The sequence below is a fragment of the Streptomyces sp. NPDC093260 genome, from assembly GCF_040683715.1.
In the GTDB taxonomy this organism is placed as follows: Bacteria; Actinomycetota; Actinomycetes; order Streptomycetales; family Streptomycetaceae; genus Streptomyces; species Streptomyces sennicomposti.
In genome coordinates, this window is sequence record NZ_JBFBEK010000019.1 from 35,519 (window position 1) to 51,825 (window position 16,307).

The following is a 16,307-nucleotide window of genomic DNA, read 5'->3' on the forward strand; positions in this document are numbered from 1 at the left end:
GGCGCCGCCGTCACGGCCGCCGTACCTCGAAGTGGAAGCAGCCGTACTCCACGGCCCGTACGTGCACCAGCGCCACCTCCGGGAAGGCGAACGCCTCGTCGAGGGCCTGTTCGAACCCGGCGTCGGCGTCCTCGGGGATCTCGAAGAGGCGGCCCCCGACGATGTGCCCCCGCGCGTCGTAGCGGCGGAGGGTGCGCAGCGCTCCCGGCCGGCCGAACGGAAAGGTCCCGGCGGGGGCCGCCGGCCCTTCGCAGGGATCGGCGTGGATGAACACCGGCCCCGTCTCGTCGTACGCTCCGGGCTGGGCGCCGGTCGCCGCCGCCCAGCGCCGCAGCGGCGCGTAGGAGACGAGGGCGACCCGCTCACCGGGCTCGATGCCGCGCAGACAGCAGCGCAGCGGGCTGCCCACGCAGGCGAGAGGGACGCCGTCCTCACGGGCGGTGTACGGCTGGAGGGGCCGCCCGGCGTCGTCGGTGCCGCGCAGCTCCCGCAGCGCGGCGGAGGGGATGGGGAGGGGCGTGTGTCCGGTCATGGCTCCCAGCGTCGTCGGCCGGTCCGGCGGGTGCTGGCGGATTCCGGACGCGGAGCCCGGAGCACGCGACCCCGGGGTGCCCGACCGCTCCGTACACTCCCGGAACCCCGGCCACTCCGCGCACACTGAGCACCCGAACGGCCCGGCCACCCGGCCGCCCCGAACCGATCCCACTTCTGGAGACCGTATGAGCAACGCCCTCCTCGTGATGGACGTCCAGCGCGCCGTCGTGGACCTCGCCGACGACGGCTCCGGCTATCTGCCGCGCCTGCGCAGGGCCATCGACGGGGCACGAGCGGCGGGCATCCCCGTCGTCCACGTCGTGATCGCCCTGCGCCCGGGTTTCCCGGAAGTCGGCGAACGCAACAGGGCGCTCACCGCGGTCGCGCGGGCCGGGCTCCATGTCGAGGGCGACCCGGGCACCGAGATCCACCCCGAGGTGGCGCCCCTGCCGGGCGAGGTGGTGGTCACCAAGAGGCGGGCGAGCGCCTTTTCGGGCAGCGATCTCGACGTGGTGCTCAGGGCGCGCGGCATCGACAGCCTGGTGCTCACCGGGATCGCCACCAGCGCGGTGGTGCTGCACACCCTGTGCCAGGCCAACGACCTGGACTTCGGCCTCACCGTCCTCTCCGACGCCTGCCTGGACCTCGATCCCGAGGTGCACCGCTTCCTCACCGAGCGGCTGTTCCCGCAGTGGGCGGACGTCGTGACGGTCGACGACTGGCTCGGCACCGTCGAGGCCGGGTGACGGGCGACCCTTCGGGATGAGCCGCGCCGGACGGGGAACGCGGAGGAGCCGGCTGTTCCTCGCCACCGGCATCGGCGTCGCGGCGGCGGCCTGAGCACCCGGCGACCTCGACACCCAGCGGCCTGAGTACCTGTTGAGTACGCACGCTCATGCGGTACGGCCCCGCGCGGGCCACACTCCGGAGCATGACACACGCTCCGTCACCGGCCGAGGAGCTGCGGCTCATCGATGCCGAGCTGTGGCGACTGGACGCCCGCCGGGCCCGACTGTGGGCTCGCCGGGCCTGGTTGGTCGCCCAGTTGCCCGCGTCGGCGCAGCCGGGTCCCGTGCCGCCGGTGCCGCGCGTGCCGCCCGCGAGGCCCACGCCCCCGCGCTCCGAGACCGACGCGCCGCGCGTGCAGAACGTGCTGCTGCTCCTGGGCGGCCTGTTGCTGGCCATCGCGGCGGTGGCGTTCACGCTGGTCGGCTGGGGGCAGTTGGGGATTACCGGGCGGTCGCTGGTGCTGGGCGTGGCCACGGTGGCCGCCCTGGCCGCTCCGCTGCCGCTGCTGGGGCGCGGACTGCGTTCGACGGCCGAGGCGGTGGCCGGGCTCGCGCTGGCGCTCACGGTGCTCGACGCCTATGCGGTGCGCGCGGTCGCCCTGACCGCAGTGGACGGCACGGCGTACGCGGCCGGGGCGGCGGCGGTGCTGGCGGCCGTGTGGACGGGGTACGGGCTGCTGCCGCGCGCGACGGCACTGCGGCTGCCGCTTCCGGCCGCGCTGGCCGTGGCTCAACTGCCCCTGCTGCTGGGTGCCGTGGCCGCCGACACGGGGCGGTACGGGATCACCGCGGCGCTGCTCGTGACCGCCGCGTGCGACACGGCGGTGGCCCTGCGCGTTCCCGGCGCGGTGCTGCGGATCAGTGCCGCGGTCGGCGCGTACGGCACGGGGGCGTCGGGCGTTCTGGGCGCGGTCCGGCTGTCGTGGACGGCCGGTGGTCCGGGCGACGGCGTCCGCGGCCGCGCTGCTGCTGCTCGCGGCCGGGACGGCGCTGGTGGCGGTTCGGCGGGCCGGTGGCGAGGGTCACGCCGTGGGGCTGTCCGTCGGGGTCGGTCTGCTCGCCGTCGTCGCGCTGGGCGGCATCGTCCGCCCGACGCTGCCGGCCGTCTGGCTGGTGCCCGTGCATCTCGCCGTCGGGATCGCCCTGTCGGTGGTGGCGGGCGCGCGTGCGGCTCGGATGTCCGAGCCGGTGCGGCGCGGTCTCGTCCTCGCTTCCGCCGCCGTGCAGGGCCTGGCGGTGTTGTGGGCGCTGCCGTTGCTCGCCGTGGTGCTGCTGGGGCCGGCCGGCTGGGTGTCGCGGGTCTGGTCGGGGACGCCGGGCGGTGCGCGGGAGGCCGTGACGGCCGGTTCGCCGTGGCTGCCGCAGTCGCAGACGGCGCCGCTGGTCCTGGCCGCCGTCGCCGCCGTCCTCGCGTGCGCTGTCCGCGCCGCGGCATGGCGAGCCAGGGCCCTGACGGGCGTGCTGGTGCTCGGCTGGTCCGCGCTCATGGTCGTTCCGGCGGCGCTGGACCTGCCTTACCCCGCGGCGCTGATGGTGGAGGGGCTGGTGACGGCGGGCCTGCTCGCGACGGCGGCCCGGTCGCGGACGGCGCGGAGCGTCACCGCTGCGCTCCCGGCGTCGGTGCTCGCCCTCGTCACCTCCGTCTCGCTGGCGTTCCTCTCACTGCCGGCGCGGTCCGTGACGCTGGGGGTGCTCACCGCTCTGACGGCGTTCTTCGCGGTGGGGTCGCTCAGGCGGCGCCTGGCCGTGCTCACGGCTCCCGCCGCGCTCGTCCACGGCACCGCGCTGGCGTGCGCGGTGGGCGCTGCGGCAGGCTGGGCACCGCAGCACACGGCGCTGCTCGTGCTGGTGGTCCCGGCCGCGGCGGCGCTGCTCGCGCCAACTGCTCCCGCAGCGCCCCGACCACCCGCCGGCACACCTCACCGCTCCACGCGCCGATGGGCTGGGCGGCCAGCTCCTCTGGCGCGTACTCCTTGAGCGTCACGCTCGCACACCTCCCGTGAGCGATCACCAGAACACGATCACCGTAGAACCTCAGGCCCACTTGACCTCAAAGGACTTCTGGCTACCGGTTCACGACATCACCGACATGGCCATGGCGACTGCCCTGAAGAGAGCGACCCGGCATGGTCACACGGGCTGGCCCATGGGCCGGATGGTCAGGGTGTTGAGGTCGACGCCCGCGGGCTGGTCCAGCGCGAAGCAGACGGCCTCGGCGACGGGCTGGGGAGGCAGGGCGAAGGGGGGAACGCCGGTGCCCTGCCAGAAGGGTGTGTCGATCATGCCGGGGTTGACCAGGGTGACACCGATGCCGCGGGACGTGGCGTGCAGGCGCAGGTTCTCGGCGAGTCCGGTGACAGCCCACTTGGTGGCCGAGTAGAGATTTGCGGGAGAGTTCTTCAGCCCGGCGACACTGCCGAGGAGCACCAGCCGTCCGCCAGTGGCCTCCAGGTGGGGCAGGGCGGCGTGGGCCAGCAGGGCGGGGCCGAGGACGTTGGTGAGGACCATGGGTGACCACAGTGCCGGGTCGCCGGCCCCGATGGAGTCACCGGACATGAATCCGGCGTTGGCCACCGCCGCGTCAAGGGCGCCGAAATGCTCCACGGTGCGGGTCACGACCGACTCGGTGGCCTGCCAGTCCGCCGCGTCCGCGGCCAGACCCAGCAGCCGGTCGGGGTGGCCGGTCCCGTCGAGGAACGCCTTGAGTTTGCTCTCGTCGCGGCCGGTGACCGCCACGCGGTGGCCGCGGTCGAGGAGCAACCGCGCGGTGTGGGCGCCGATACCGCTGGTGGCGCCGGTGATCAGTACGGTCTTGCTGGCCATGGTCATGCTCCTGAGACGGGGATGGAGTGCGGCGGACGGCGGCCCGCGACGAAGGAATGCCGTTCAAGTCCGCCGACCTCACGAAACCGGCGCCGTCAGCGGCGGGCAAGGCCGCGTTCATGGGGGGTACAGACACAACCTCTCTCCGCCGGCCGGACCATGGGTACCGTTGGCGGATGGAACCTTCGCCCGGAGACCGCACCGGGAGTCACACGGACAACCGCTCGGACATCCGCGGCTTCCTCATCAGCCGACGCGCCAGGCTCGTCCCGGAGCGGGTCGGGCTGCCCACCGGCCGACGCCGCCGGGTTCCGGGACTACGGCGCGAGGAGGTCGCGGCCCTCGCCGGTGTGAGCACCGAGTGGTACACACGGCTGGAGAAGGGCCACATCGGCGGCGTTTCCGAGGAGGTGCTGGAAGCGGTCGCGCAGGCATTGCTCCTCGACGAGGACGAGCGCACCTACCTGCTCGAACTGGCCAGAGCGGCTCGCCCCGCCCGCCGCAGGCCGCACCGCCGCAAGGACGTCGAGATCCCGTCTCCCGTCCAGTGGATGGTGGACTCCATGACGATGGCCCCCGCCTTCGTCCGCACCGGCCGTCTGGACATCGTCGCGAGCAACGCGCTGTGCAGGGCCCTGTACGCGCCGATGTTCGACAGCGGCACCACGAGCGACCGCGGCTGCGCCAGTTTCCCCCGTTACTTCTTCCTCGACCCCGGCTCCCGCGACTTCTTCGTCGACTGGGAGGAAGGCGCCAGGGCCACGGTCGCGGTGCTCCGCGCCGAAGCCGGACGCGAACCCCACGACCGGGCCCTGCGGGAGCTCGTGGGCGAACTGTCCACGCTCAGCCATGACTTCCGCACCATGTGGGCCAGTCACGACGTGCGGATCCGTCACGAAGGCGTCAAGCGGCTGGACCATCCCGAAGTCGGCCGTGTGGAGATGACCTTCCGCTCCCTGGACCTGCCCCTGCCCCAACGGGCCGTCCACGACCTGATCATCTACACGGCCGAGCCGGGCACCCCCTCGCAGGAGCGCCTCGGACTCCTCGCCGGTCGGACAGCGCCGCAGACCCCGCCGACGCAGAAGACCCCACCGGCGGAGCGCGGTTCGGACCTGGAAACGCCGGGGAGGGCAGAACGTCCGGCGCGTGGTCGGGATCGAGCCCTGTGACCGTCACCGAGAAGAGCGGCGCCGGAGCACCAAGAGGTCTGCCCAGGAGCTCTTCGTGCGCTCGTCCGCCCGCCGGTCTCCCCCGTCCCCGCGCGTCTTCAGGCACGCTCCGACGCCGCTGAAGGTGCAGGCGGCGGGGTCCTGAGCCGTCCGCACGGAGCGCTTCGCCGAGGCGTCGCCCCGTCCGGCCGCCGGACCACCGGGACGGGCCTGGCATGTATGCGTCAGATCTGTCACTCTTTGGCAGGCGTCGCCCCGGCCCCGGCGGGGCGCGACCGGCATGTCGAACACCGCACCGCGCAAGCCCCGTTCACGGCCGCCCCGGCGCACCCCAGCCGGTCCGGCGGTCCTCGAGTCGGCCGGGATCCCGGCCGCCGCAGAAGGAGTAGCGTGTGAGACCGACCCCCCACAAGGCCCTCGGCATCGGCGTCCTCACCGTCGTCGCCGCGGCCGCCCTGGTGCTCCCCGGCACCTCCGCCGCCGCCCGCCCGGCCGCGGCCCCCGCCGCCTGCACACCGGCCCAGGCCGTCGTCAACGGCGGTTTCGAGAGCGGCACTTCCCCGTGGACCCAGTCCGCGTCGAGTGTGATCACCAGCCGCTCCGGGCAGACCGCGCACGGCGGCAGCGCCTACGCGTGGCTGGCCGGAACCGGCGGCACCCGCACCGACACCCTGACCCAGAGCGTCACGATCCCCTCCGGGTGCTCCACCGCGACCCTGAGCTACTGGCTGCACGTCGACACCGCCGAGACGACCTCCTCCACGGCCTACGACAAGCTGACCGTGAAGCTCGGCAGCAGCACGCTGGCCACCTACTCGAACCTGGACAAGAACACCGGCTACGTGCAGAAGACGGTCGACGTGTCCTCGTACGCCGGGCAGACCGTGAACCTGTCCTTCACCGGCGCCGAGGACTCCAGCCTCCAGACCGGCTTCGTCCTCGACGACATCGCCCTGGACACCTCAGGCGGCGGCACCACCCCGCCCGGCGACTCCACCCGGACGCCGGCCGCGCCGGCGTACACCGTCAGCCTCAGCAGCGACAGCGCCGGCACCACCTGGAACGGCCACGAGAGCGTCACCTTCACCAACGCCTCCGCCACCGCGCTCAGCGAGGTCTACCTGCGGCTGTGGGACAACTACCACGGCAGCTGCGACGCGATGCCGATCAAGGTCGGCAACGTCACGGGCGGCACCGCCGGCGCCCTGTCCGTGGCCTGCACCGCCCTGAAGGTCGATCTGCCCGCCCCGCTCGCCCAGGGCCAGAGCGCCACCGTCGGCTTCGACCTCGGCATCACCGTGCCCAGCGGCGCCGACCGGTTCGGCCACGACGGCGCGTTCAGCTTCATCGGCAACGCCCTGCCGGTGCTCGCGGTGCGCGACAGCGCCGGCTGGCACCTGGACCCGTACACCGACAACGGCGAGTCCTTCTACTCCCTGGCCGCCGACTTCAAGGTGACCCTCGACCACCCCAGCGGCCTGCTCGTCCCGGCCACCGGCACCTCCACCGACACCCCCGGCTCCAGCGGCCGCACGGTGACCACCGCCACCGCCTCCAAGGTCCGCGACTTCGCATGGGCCGCCGGTCCGTTCAGCAAGATCTCCGGCACCTCGCCCGGCGGCGTCGCGGTCAACGTGTACTCCGTCTCCGGCATCAGCGCGGCCAGCGCCCAGTCCATGCTGAGCACCGCCAGGAGCGCGGTCGACGCCCACGCCTCCCGCTTCGGCGCCTATCCCTACGGCGAGTTGGACGCCGTCATCGACAACAACTACTGGTTCGGCGGCATGGAGTACCCCGGCTTCGTCCTCGACCTGGTCAGCACCACGGCGCTCACCCACGAGATCGGCCACCAGTGGTGGTACGGCATCGTCGGCGACGACGAGTACAACAGCCCCTGGCTGGACGAGTCGTTCACCGACTACGCCACCGACCTCGCCCAGGGCAAGACCGGCGCCAACTGCTGGAACAGCGTCTCGTGGGCCTCCAGCGCGGAGAAGATCAGCAACTCGATGGCGTACTGGGACACGCACTCCTCGCGCTACTCCACCGTCGTCTACGGCTACGGCAAGTGCGCCCTGCACGACCTGCGCCGGCTCATCGGCGACAGCGCGATGACGAAGCTGCTCAAGGACTACGCCACCGCGCACTGGTACGGCGTGTCGACCACGGCCGAGTTCAAGGCGGCGGCCCAGGCCGCCACCAGTACGGACCTCACCTCGTTCTGGACCCAGCACCGCATCGACGGCTGACCGGCCCGGCTGCCGCCACCCGGGCGCTCAGGTCCGGTCGGCGGCAGCATCGTCGGGCGGCCCGCCGCGCTACGGGGGCGGTGGGCCGCCCGGCTCCGGGCCGGAGGGCCGCCCGAACACGGCGGTGGCGTCCGCTTCGTACGGCAGGGCGGACACCACGTCGGCGTATCCCCGCTCCAGCGCCCGCAGTCGGCGTGCGAGGTGCGGTCCCCGCGGGCGCGCGGCCAGCCGGGCCGTCCGTTCCTCGTGCGCCTCCGTGATCTGCCGGGCGGTGGCCTGCCAGGCGGCGTCGTCCGGCAGGCGGACCAGTTCCACGCAGGCCGGTCGCAGGCCCTCGGCCAGCGCGGCCACGGCCCGGTCGTGGCCGTCCAGGAGCAGCCAGCCGTCCAGGAAGGACACCCACCACAGCAGGACCGGGGCGAGGGTGCCCTCACGGGCGTGCTTGCGGTACGCCTTCACGCGCGGGGCGTCCGGCGCCGGGAGCGGGCGCAGCGGCAGGACGCCGTGCCAGCCGCCCCCGCAGAGCAGTTCGAGGGTGGCGTCCGGCCAGTCCCGGACGAGGTCACTGTCCCAGATGCCCGGGGCGAAGACGGTGCGCGGGGTCAGCCGCCAGCGTCCCCGGTGCAGCGGGCCCAGCCCGGTGTCCTCCAGCCACAGCGCGTACCGGTGCGGCCAGCGGGTCCCGGCCCGCATCGCCGCGGCGGTCGGCGGCGGCAGCGGGGAGCGGTGGCCGGGCAGGCGGCGCAGGCGCAGGTCGCGGCAGCAACCCTCGCCTTCCGACCGGGCCTCGATCAGCGGCCGTTCGCCCTGCCGCAAGGTCCACCGGCGGTCCGAGACCCGTTCGAAGCGCAGTGGGGGCGGCCCCGGCCCGTCGTCCGGCACGGTCAGGAGGACACCGCCTCCCGGCAGGTCTTCCCTCGTCGCCCTGGTCACGGGGTCAGTGTCAGCACACGAGACCCTTCCCCGGCAAGGGACTACTCCGCCGCCACCGCACCCGCTCGTCCGGTCGTCCGCGCGGGAGCCGGAATCCGGGCGCGGCGCTCCGGCCGGTCATGGCAGGGTGGCGGCATGCATCCGTCGATCTTCGAGCCGAACTCTCCCGGGTCCGGCCAGGTGATCGTGGTGACGGGGCCGCCCGGGGCCGGCAAGAGCACCGTGGCGGCGCTGCTCGCCGAGCGCCTGTCCCCCAGCGTGCACCTGCACAGCGATGATTTCTGGCACTTCATCAAGCGGGGCCGGATCGCGCCGTACCTGCCCGAGGCGCACCGGCAGAACCAGGTGGTCCTGCGCGTGCTGGTCTCAGCGGCGTTCGGCTACGCCGACGGCGGCTACCACGTGGTGTTCGACGGCGTCGTCGGCCCCTGGTTCCTCGGCCTCTTCCGGGACGCGGCCGAGGACCGCGCCGTGCCGCTGAGCTACGTCGTCCTGCGGCCGGATCAGCGCACCACGCTGAGGCGAGCGGCCGCCCGAACCGGTGACGCCCTGACCGACCCGGAACCGATCCGGTCGATGTACGGCCAGTTCGGCGACCTGGGCGGCTACGAGGCCCACGTGCTGGACTCCACCGGTCTGACCGCCGAAGCGACCGCCGACCGCGTCCTGGACGGCCTCGCGGGCGACGCCTACCTCCTCGCACCCGAGGACGGAGTGACCGACGCCGGAGCCGACGACCCGGTCCACGACTCCTGACGGCAGCCGTCAGCCCTCTCGGGGATGCGGATCGCCGGGACCGCCATGTCGTCGTGGCCGTCGCCGGGGTGCCGGTCGGCGAGGAGGTGATCGGTCGCGAGGCCGGCGGCTCCGGCCGGCGCGCGCACGACCTCCTCGTCCTCGTCGTCGAAGGGGCGGCCGTCCACCCGCTCGGAGAGGCAGAGATCGCCGTAGGTCTCGCCGCGCACGGTGATCGCCACGCCGAGCAGAGTGGGGGCACTGGGGAGACCGCTGAACGCCGCCCCCACGGGCCTCAGACGACCAGGACCCGCCGTCCGCGGGTGTGACCGGCCCGGCTGTCGATGTGCGCTGCCGCCGCCTCGGCGAGCGGGTACGCCTTCTCGACCGGGATGTGCAGCTTCCCCGCCGAGATGAGGCGGACGGCCTCGGCGAGCGCGTCGGGCATGCTGCCGGCCACGCCGGAGAAGCGGACACCCAGCCGGGGCGCGTCGAGATCGGCGATGGAGACCACCTTCCGCGGGTCTCCGGTCAGCTCGACCAGCTCGCGGATCACGCCCGAGCCGGCCAGGTCGAGCGCCGCGTCGACGCGGCCGAGTCGCCGCACCCGCTCCACCCAGCCGTCGCCGTACGTCGTGGCGAGGGCGCCCAGGCCGCGCAGATAGTCCTGGTTCGCGGTGCCGCCCGTGCCGATCACGGTGATGCCGCGGTCGCGGGCGATCTGCAGCACCGCCGATCCGACGCCCCCGGACGCGCCACTGACCAGCAGCGTCTGCCCGGGCCGCACACCGCACTCCCGGATGACACGCAGCGCGGTCTCCACCACGGACGGGTAGCCGGCCGCCTCCTCGAACGACAGACCTTCGGGCATGCGGGCCCAGGCCCACAGCACGGCGTACTCGGCATACGTGCTCGAACCCTCGCCGAACACGCGATCGCCCACCTCGATCCCTTCGACGCCCTCCCCGACCTCGTCCACCACCCCTGCGGCGTCCAGCCCGACTCCGGAGGGCAACTCGATCGGATGGGCGCCGAGGACCTGGCCTTCCCGGATCCTCCAGTCGACGGGGTTCACACCCGCGGCCCGTACGGCCACGCGGATCCGGCCGGGGCCGGCATGGGGCTCCCCGGCATCCATGAGGCGCAGGACGTCCGGACCGCCGAACTCGGCGAAGCTCACCTTTTTCATGCCGCCGACCGTACCACTAACGGTTAGTGTTTTGGAACCGTTGTTATTTGCCACCTGATAGTCTTCAGCGCATGACCGTGCCCACCGGACGCCGGGAGCGCAAGAAGGCCGCCACCCGCCAGAAGATCGCCGACACCGCCCTGCGCCTCTTCCTGGACCGCGGATACGACGCGGTCGGCATCCGCGAGGTGGCCGCCGAGGCCGATGTCGCCGTCACCACGGTCTTCTCCCACTTCGCCTCGAAGGAGGCCCTGGTCTTCGAACGGGACCAGGACTTCGAGCAGCGCCTCACGCGGGCGGTCACGGACCGGGCGCCGGACGAACCCCTCCTCCCCGCACTGCGCCGCGAGGTCGAGGTCCTGGTGCGGCACTGCGCGGCGGACGGCGCGGACCCGGTCTGGCGCATGATCGACGCGTCGCCCGCGCTGCGGCAGTACGAGGAGTCGATGCGGCTGCGTCACGCGGAGTCGCTGGCCGCGGCCATCGCCGCGGACCCCGGCCGGGACCGGACCGCGACGGCGTGCAGGACGATCGCGAGGTTCGTGATCGACGCCTACGCGCTGGCCCGGGAGGCGGCCGACCCGGAGGCCGCCCTGGACGAGATCTTCGCGATGGTCGAAGCGGCCTGGGCCGCCACCACCGCCACCCGCCCCTGAGGAGACCTCACCGGCACGAGCAGGACCTCGCTCGGCGGTGTCCGGCGGTGTGACGCCGAGTCGCCCGGTTCACTCCTCGAGTTGCCGACCGGCCTCCGGCGCCGGCAGGACACCCGCGGCACCGCGCCCCGCGGCGACCGAGGCGCTGCGTTCGCCGGGGCGGTACACGCCGTCCGCGACCGGCGGTCAGCGTGACCAGCGTGCGGCCGACGAGTCCTCCGGGCTCCGGTGCGAGGTGCTCGGACGACTGGCCGACCAGGGCACGACCGGATTCGGCGTCCATGTCGCCGGCGTCCCCTTCGGCCGCGTCCGGCGCACGGGCGACTCCTTCGCCTGGGAGCCGGTGGCCTGGGACCTCCGCCGCCCGGCACACCGCTGCTCCTCCCCGGCCGGCGGACCGAAACGAGCCGACGCGGGCCTGAACGAGCCGTATGCGCGGCCGATCGCCGTTGCGCGAACCGGCTCTGACGGACTTTCGGCGAGCCGCAGGAATACCCTGTCCGGCCGGCGCTGTTGCACCGGCCGACAGACCGGCGCCGTGGGGACGGAGAACGCAGAGACATCGACACGCCGTCTCGACGTCGTCCGAATCCCGCAGGTCCGCGGTGCGCCGGTCATCCGACATCTGGTATCGAGGGGTGGCCGCTCACACGTCCGCGCCGGCCCGGACCCCAACCCTTTTCCCCACAGGAGGACCCCCTCATGAACGACCGGCCCCTGACCCTCATGGCCGTACACGCCCACCCCGACGACGAGGCCACCGGAACGGGGGGCGTTCTGGCGCGCTACGCGGCGGAGGGAGTGCGCACGGTCCTCGTGACCTGTACCGACGGCGGTTGCGGCGACGGACCGGGGGGCGTGAAGCCGGGCGATCCCGGGCACGATCCGGCGGCCGTCGCCGCGATGCGCCGTCAGGAGCTCGCCGCGAGCTGCGAGGTGCTGAAGATCAGTCACCTGGAGACGCTGGACTACGCCGACTCCGGGATGATAGGCTGGCCGAACAACGACGCCCCCGGCGCCTTCTGGCGCACCCCCGTGGAGGAGGGCGCCGCCCGGCTCGCCGACCTCATGCGGCACTACCGCCCCGATGTCGTCGTGACCTACGACGAGAACGGCTTCTACGGCCACCCCGACCACATCCAGGCCAACCGCATCACGACGGCGGCGCTGAAGATGACCGGTCTGACGCCGAAGGTGTACTGGACGACGGCGCCCCGCTCGATGATGCGGCGTTTCGGGGAGGTCATGCGCGAGTTCGGTGCGGACCTGCCGGAGCCGGACCCCGCCGAGGCCGCCGCGATGGCGGAGATCGGGCTGCCCGACGAGGAGATCACCACCTGGGTGGACACCACCGCGTTCGGCGGGCAGAAGTTCGACGCGCTGGCCGCGCACGCGAGCCAGAGCGAGAACATCTTCTTCCTCAAGATGGGCCGGGAGAGGTTCACCGAGCTGATGGGCGTGGAGACGTTCGTACGCGTCCAGGACACCACGGGTGCGGCCGTGCCCGAGAAGGACCTCTTCGCCGGCCTGCGCTGATCCGCCCGCCTGCCCGTCCCTCGGGACGGGTTCGCCGGGGCGCGGCGCGCGCGGCGTCGCGGCCCCGGCCACCGGCGACCGGTCCTCGGCAGGCCGCGCCCTCCCCGAAGCCCGACGGCGGGTCCTCAGCCGGCCGCGCCCTCCCCGAAGGCGGGGTTGCCGGTCACCAGGCGGGCGTGGGCGAGCAGGCGCGCCTCGATCCGGGCCGCCGTCGTGGTGCTCACCAGCAGGTCCATGGCGTAGCCGTCCTCGAGCGCGACGAAGGACCGGCCCACGTCCCAGGCGTCCGCGACGAGCTGGAACTCGCCGCGGTCCCGGCCGTGTTCGAGGACCTGCCGGTACAGGTCGGTCTGCTGCTCGAAGAAGAGCCGGTGCGCCTGGGCGGCCGCGTCGTTGCGCAGGGCGAGGGGGAAGAGTTCGAACAGCAGTCGGGTGCTCTCCTCGCCCTCCCCCGGCCAGGGCACCCCGCTGCGGATGCAGGCCCGCAGTTGCTCCACCGGCCCCTCCGCCGCCGCGATCGCCTCCCTGCGGGTGCCGAAGTAGGTCGCGGCGCCGTGCTCGAACACCGCCGAGAAGAGTTCTTGCAGGTCGGGATAGTAGTAGAGCACCGAGGCCGGGGTGACCCCCGCCTCCGCGGCCACATCCCTCAGCTTGACCGTCGTCGCTCCGGCACGGACGACGGCCCGCCCGGCGGCGTCGATCAGCTGGGCGCGCCGTTCCACCTGGTTCCTCGGTCGGGGCATGGTCCACATGCTCGCACACGCGTTTTTCCCTGCCTCCGACCCATTGACCCTCTCCGGATTCGTTAACTAAATTTCGTTTAACTAATCCGACCCACACACCTGGTGCTCCATGTCGCGTCCCCTCCCCCTCGTCCTCGCCCAGGCCGCCCGGCGCCCCGCCGACGACCTGGACGGCTTCGCCGCCGACGTCGCCCGGCGCGTCCAGGGCCTGCCCGCGCAGCCCCTGGTCGTCTATCCCGAGCTGCACCTCGGCGGCGGGCCGGGCGGCTCCGACCTGTCCCCCGCGGAACTGCCGGAGGCCACCGCCGAACCGCTCGACGGCCCCCGTGACACCGCCCTCGCCCGGATCGCCGCCGACCTCGGCGTGTGGCTGGCCCCGGGCAGCTTCTTCGAACGCGGCGCCGACGGCCGTATCCACAACACCGCCGCGGTGTACTCGCCGGGCGGCGAGCGCGTCGCCTCCTACCGGAAGATCTTCCCCTGGCGGCCGTACGAGACCGCGGTCCCCGGCGGCGAGTTCGTCGTGTTCGACCTGCCCGGCACCGGCCGCGTGGGCCTGTCGATCTGCTACGACGCCTGGTTCCCGGAGACCAGCCGCCACCTGGCCTGGATGGGCGCCGAGCTGGTGCTCAACTTCGTGCAGACCGGAACCAGCGACCGGGCCCAGGAGATCGTCCTCGCCCGGGCCAACTCCATCGTCAACCAGGTGTTCACCGCCAGCGTCAACTGCGCCGCCCCGGTGGGCGCCGGGCGCAGCCTGCTGGTCGACCCCTCCGGCCAGGTACGCTCGCAGTCCCCGGCCGACGGCGACACCACCCTCACCGACGTGATCGACCTGGACGAGGTGAGCAACGTCCGGCGGTTCGGCACCGCCGCCCTGAACCGCCCCTGGGAGCAGTTCCGGCCGGACGACCGGCCCCTGGACCTGCCCCTCTACCAGGGGCGCATCGACCCCGCCACCTGGCGCGGCCGCACCCGCACCGGCTCCGGCCCCGTCCCCGCGGAGAGCACCCCATGACCGATCAGCCCACCCGGATGAGAGGCGACCTCGGTCTCCTGTCCATCGTCCTGTTCGGCCTCGCCTACATGGCCCCGGCCGTCGTCACCTCCACCTTCGGCGTCATCGCCGTCACCAGCCGGGGCACCGCCCCCACCGCCTACCTGGTGGCCACGGGCGCCATGCTGCTGTCCGGTCTGAGCTACGCCAAGATGGCCCGGATCATCCCGTCCTCGGGTTCCGTGTACACCTACGCGCGGCGCATGCTCGACTCCCGCGTCGGTTTCCTGGCCGGCTGGGCGATGCTCCTGGACTACCTCTTCCTGCCGATGGTCGCCTTCCTGGTGCAGGCGATCTATCTGCACGCCCAGTACCCGTCGGTGCCGGAGTGGCTCTGGCTGGTGATCAACATCGTGCTCGCCACGGCGGTCAACGTCATCGGCCTCAAGGTGGCCGACAAGGTCAACAAGACCCTGCTGATCGCCGTCACCGGCTGTCTGCTCGTCCTCCTGGTGCTCTGCGTCCGCTACGGCCTCGGCCACGGCGGCGGCGCGGCGGCCGGACACGCCCTCTGGAACAGCTCCGCCAGTGTCTCCGCGGTCACCGCGGCGGCGGCCGTGGCGGCCTACGCCTTCCTCGGCTTCGACGCCGTCAGCACGCTCAGCGAGGAGGCGAAGGACCCGCGGCGCACCATCCCGCGCGGCATCGTCCTCACCGTGCTGGCGGGCGGCGTGATCTTCGTGGCGCTCTCCTTCGTGATGCAGTGGGCACACCCCGGGGGCGCCTTCGCGGACGAGTCCTCGGCCGGATACGCGGTCTCCACTCTCGTCGGCGGCAAGAACTTCGCGGACGTCGCGAACATCGTCTCCATGCTCGGCGGGTTCGCCTCGTGCGTGGCCATCCAGGCCAGCACCAGCCGGCTGATGTTCGTCATGGGCCGCGACAACGTCCTTCCCCGCCCCGTCTTCGGCCGCCTGCACGCCAAGCTGCTCACTCCGGTGCCGAACGTGCTGATCGTGGGCGCGGTCGCCCTGCTGGCGACGAGGCTGACGCTGGCCGACGCCACCTCCTTCATCAACTTCGGCGCCTTCCTCGGCTTCACCCTGGTCAACGTGTGCGTCATCGCCCACGCCGTACGCCAGTGGCGCTCCGCGAGCCGTCCCCCGCTGTTCGGTTTCCTGGTCCTGCCGCTGGCCGGGGCCGCCGTGGACGTCTATCTGATCACCCAGCTGGGTACCACCGCGACCCGGCTGGGACTGGCCTGGCTCGTCCTCGGCGTCGTCTACCTGGCCGTCCTCACCAAGGGCTTCCGCCGCCCCGCGCCCGAACTCAGCCTCGGCGACAAGGAGCCGACGGCGGCCGCCGTCCCGTAGAGCGCGCCGGGAGCCGGACGGCCTGCGGGCAAGACCCACCGGGTCCCCCGCCCGCCCGCCGGAGTACGTCCTCCGTACTGGTCGCCGTTCGTGTCCGTCCAGGAGCCGGGGGGAAACAGGGAGGTGAGGCGGATGACCGCGCTCAGCGTCCGGGTCCCCCTCACGCCCCGGGCCGTGGCCTGATCCCGTCCTGCCCGCCCGTACCGGGAGCGTGACCGGGCGGGCGTGCCCCGCGAACACCGCTCCCGGAACGGATCGTCGTTCGTCAACAGGGCCGGGACGTCGCCGACGCGGCAGCGGGTCGGCAGTGCGTGGCCGACGACGTCGCCGTCCTCGTCCGCCGAGACGACGCAGAGGCCGTCGATGCAGGCGTCCGCGTCGGCGCCCGGCGCGCTGGGCGCCGTGCGCCGTACGGCCCGAGCGGCGGCGCCGGCCGGCCGTGACGGCGGCGTGCATCGGCGGGCGGCGTTCGCGCTGAGCCGCCGCCTCGCGAATCGCGGGGGCCCGAAGGCTGTGGAACGATGACCGGGAGAGACCCATGTGTGTCGCACACGTATGTCTCACACGTGTGCCTCATCG

The 16,307-nt window shown here is 73.2% G+C and carries 15 protein-coding genes; 9 read left to right on the plus strand and 6 right to left on the minus strand.

The annotated features are described in order from the left end of the window. Nucleotides 1-10: 10 nt before the first annotated feature. Entirely contained in the window at nucleotides 11-532 is a 522-nt protein-coding gene (locus AB0N63_RS23505) for a DUF1203 domain-containing protein (protein ID WP_365531126.1), read from the minus strand. A 187-nt stretch (nucleotides 533-719) separates the two neighbouring features. Here AB0N63_RS23505 and AB0N63_RS23510 point away from each other — a divergent pair, with 187 nt between their 5' ends. Beyond that, entirely contained in the window at nucleotides 720-1,280 is a 561-nt protein-coding gene (locus tag AB0N63_RS23510; protein ID WP_365531128.1) for a cysteine hydrolase, read from the plus strand. 975 nt (nucleotides 1,281-2,255) lie between these two features. After that, the gene (locus AB0N63_RS23515; protein WP_365531130.1) at nucleotides 2,256-3,299 is read left to right on the plus strand and encodes a hypothetical protein; all 1,044 of its coding nucleotides are present in this window, start codon (nucleotides 2,256-2,258) and stop codon (nucleotides 3,297-3,299) included. 153 nt (nucleotides 3,300-3,452) lie between these two features. Here AB0N63_RS23515 and AB0N63_RS23520 read toward each other — a convergent pair whose 3' ends face one another. Next, the gene (locus AB0N63_RS23520; protein WP_365531132.1) at nucleotides 3,453-4,145 is read right to left on the minus strand and encodes an SDR family oxidoreductase; all 693 of its coding nucleotides are present in this window, start codon (nucleotides 4,143-4,145) and stop codon (nucleotides 3,453-3,455) included. Between the two features lie 176 nt (nucleotides 4,146-4,321). Between AB0N63_RS23520 and AB0N63_RS23525 the strand changes: the two genes are divergently transcribed. Continuing rightward, the gene (locus AB0N63_RS23525; RefSeq protein ID WP_365531134.1) at nucleotides 4,322-5,317 is read left to right on the plus strand and encodes a helix-turn-helix transcriptional regulator; all 996 of its coding nucleotides are present in this window, start codon (nucleotides 4,322-4,324) and stop codon (nucleotides 5,315-5,317) included. A gap of 392 nt (nucleotides 5,318-5,709) precedes the next feature. Continuing rightward, the gene (locus AB0N63_RS23530) at nucleotides 5,710-7,566 is read left to right on the plus strand and encodes a M1 family aminopeptidase (RefSeq protein ID WP_365531135.1); all 1,857 of its coding nucleotides are present in this window, start codon (nucleotides 5,710-5,712) and stop codon (nucleotides 7,564-7,566) included. A 69-nt stretch (nucleotides 7,567-7,635) separates the two neighbouring features. On the opposite strand, the gene AB0N63_RS23535 is transcribed toward AB0N63_RS23530, so the two are convergent. Beyond that, on the minus strand, nucleotides 7,636-8,499 hold the full coding sequence (locus tag AB0N63_RS23535; protein WP_365531137.1) for a hypothetical protein: 864 nt from the start codon (nucleotides 8,497-8,499) through the stop codon (nucleotides 7,636-7,638). A 135-nt stretch (nucleotides 8,500-8,634) separates the two neighbouring features. Here AB0N63_RS23535 and AB0N63_RS23540 point away from each other — a divergent pair, with 135 nt between their 5' ends. Beyond that, the gene (locus AB0N63_RS23540) at nucleotides 8,635-9,255 is read left to right on the plus strand and encodes an AAA family ATPase (RefSeq protein WP_365531139.1); all 621 of its coding nucleotides are present in this window, start codon (nucleotides 8,635-8,637) and stop codon (nucleotides 9,253-9,255) included. Here the strand turns inward: AB0N63_RS23540 and AB0N63_RS23545 are convergent. Both AB0N63_RS23545 and AB0N63_RS23550 read right to left on the minus strand, forming a co-directional pair. After that, nucleotides 9,189-9,476, minus strand: a complete 288-nt coding sequence (locus tag AB0N63_RS23545; RefSeq protein ID WP_365531327.1) for a hypothetical protein — start codon at nucleotides 9,474-9,476, stop codon at nucleotides 9,189-9,191. The two genes, AB0N63_RS23540 and AB0N63_RS23545, sit on opposite strands and share 67 nt — an antisense overlap. Before the next feature lie 53 nt (nucleotides 9,477-9,529). Further along, nucleotides 9,530-10,423, minus strand: coding sequence for an NADP-dependent oxidoreductase (locus AB0N63_RS23550; protein ID WP_365531141.1), 894 nt, complete (start codon nucleotides 10,421-10,423; stop codon nucleotides 9,530-9,532). Between the two features lie 71 nt (nucleotides 10,424-10,494). On the opposite strand from AB0N63_RS23550, the gene AB0N63_RS23555 reads away from it, so the two are divergent. Continuing rightward, on the plus strand, nucleotides 10,495-11,079 hold the full coding sequence (locus tag AB0N63_RS23555) for a helix-turn-helix domain-containing protein (protein ID WP_365531143.1): 585 nt from the start codon (nucleotides 10,495-10,497) through the stop codon (nucleotides 11,077-11,079). 702 nt (nucleotides 11,080-11,781) lie between these two features. Next, nucleotides 11,782-12,615 (plus strand): PIG-L family deacetylase, encoded by an 834-nt coding sequence (locus AB0N63_RS23560; protein WP_365531145.1) that lies wholly within the window; start codon nucleotides 11,782-11,784, stop codon nucleotides 12,613-12,615. Between the two features lie 125 nt (nucleotides 12,616-12,740). Here AB0N63_RS23560 and AB0N63_RS23565 read toward each other — a convergent pair whose 3' ends face one another. After that, entirely contained in the window at nucleotides 12,741-13,358 is a 618-nt protein-coding gene (locus AB0N63_RS23565; RefSeq protein WP_365531147.1) for a TetR/AcrR family transcriptional regulator, read from the minus strand. A 109-nt stretch (nucleotides 13,359-13,467) separates the two neighbouring features. Between AB0N63_RS23565 and AB0N63_RS23570 the strand changes: the two genes are divergently transcribed. After that, nucleotides 13,468-14,376 carry a carbon-nitrogen hydrolase family protein gene (locus AB0N63_RS23570; protein ID WP_365531149.1) on the plus strand — a complete coding sequence of 303 codons (909 nt, stop codon included), beginning with the start codon at nucleotides 13,468-13,470 and terminating at the stop codon, nucleotides 14,374-14,376. Continuing rightward, nucleotides 14,373-15,728: an APC family permease gene (locus AB0N63_RS23575; RefSeq protein WP_365531150.1), complete on the plus strand. Its 1,356-nt coding sequence runs from the start codon at nucleotides 14,373-14,375 to the stop codon at nucleotides 15,726-15,728. Before AB0N63_RS23570 ends, AB0N63_RS23575 begins: the two co-directional genes overlap by 4 nt. Nucleotides 15,729-16,307 lie beyond the last annotated feature (579 nt).

Excerpts from the sequence above, each read along its gene's own strand:
- AB0N63_RS23575 (WP_365531150.1), top strand. The coding sequence starts at position 14,373 with ATGACCGATCAGCCCACCCGGATGAGAGGCGACCTCGGTCTCCTGTCC.
- AB0N63_RS23520 (WP_365531132.1), bottom strand. The coding sequence starts at position 4,145 with ATGGCCAGCAAGACCGTACTGATCACCGGCGCCACCAGCGGTATCGGC.
- AB0N63_RS23550 (WP_365531141.1), bottom strand. The coding sequence starts at position 10,423 with ATGAAAAAGGTGAGCTTCGCCGAGTTCGGCGGTCCGGACGTCCTGCGC.
- AB0N63_RS23510 (WP_365531128.1), top strand. The coding sequence starts at position 720 with ATGAGCAACGCCCTCCTCGTGATGGACGTCCAGCGCGCCGTCGTGGAC.
- AB0N63_RS23565 (WP_365531147.1), bottom strand. The coding sequence starts at position 13,358 with ATGCCCCGACCGAGGAACCAGGTGGAACGGCGCGCCCAGCTGATCGAC.
- AB0N63_RS23555 (WP_365531143.1), top strand. The coding sequence starts at position 10,495 with ATGACCGTGCCCACCGGACGCCGGGAGCGCAAGAAGGCCGCCACCCGC.
- AB0N63_RS23560 (WP_365531145.1), top strand. The coding sequence starts at position 11,782 with ATGAACGACCGGCCCCTGACCCTCATGGCCGTACACGCCCACCCCGAC.
- AB0N63_RS23570 (WP_365531149.1), top strand. The coding sequence starts at position 13,468 with ATGTCGCGTCCCCTCCCCCTCGTCCTCGCCCAGGCCGCCCGGCGCCCC.
- AB0N63_RS23540 (WP_365531139.1), top strand. The coding sequence starts at position 8,635 with ATGCATCCGTCGATCTTCGAGCCGAACTCTCCCGGGTCCGGCCAGGTG.
- AB0N63_RS23505 (WP_365531126.1), bottom strand. The coding sequence starts at position 532 with ATGACCGGACACACGCCCCTCCCCATCCCCTCCGCCGCGCTGCGGGAG.
- AB0N63_RS23525 (WP_365531134.1), top strand. The coding sequence starts at position 4,322 with ATGGAACCTTCGCCCGGAGACCGCACCGGGAGTCACACGGACAACCGC.